Annotated in this window: 1 pseudogene; it reads left to right on the forward strand. The window is 30.1% G+C overall.

Annotated features, from left to right (window positions below):
• Nucleotides 1–19 precede the first annotated feature (19 nt).
• A pseudogene (locus ERX29_RS10855) lies at nucleotides 20–395 on the forward strand (two-component sensor histidine kinase); the annotation flags it as partial.

Consider the following 395-nt stretch of genomic DNA (forward strand, 5'->3'; position numbering starts at 1 on the left):
GCGTAGGATATGTGATACGATGATAAAACAACGTAAACTAAAATATAAATGGATGATTATTACAACTTTGATTATGTTCTTAACAATCTTGTTATTCTGTCTAGTGATTATCTTTTTCTTGAAAGATACCTTAAAAGATGGTGAATTAGATGAAGCTGAAAGAAGCTCAAAAGATATAGCTAATTTATTGGAGTCTAAACCTATTGATACAATTTCTCCATTAGACATTAGTGCATCGCTGGAGAATTTTCAAGAAGTATTAATCTATGATCATAATGGAAAAAAACTATTTCAAACTGCGAACAATAATGCTACACACTTTTATCCTGCTTTCGATAAGGATAATCATGACCGCATAAAAATTATGAGCAGAAATGGTGAAGACTATATTGTGT

It is taken from the genome of Macrococcus lamae (genome assembly GCF_004359545.1).
GTDB classification, from domain to species: domain Bacteria; phylum Bacillota; class Bacilli; order Staphylococcales; family Staphylococcaceae; genus Macrococcus; species Macrococcus lamae.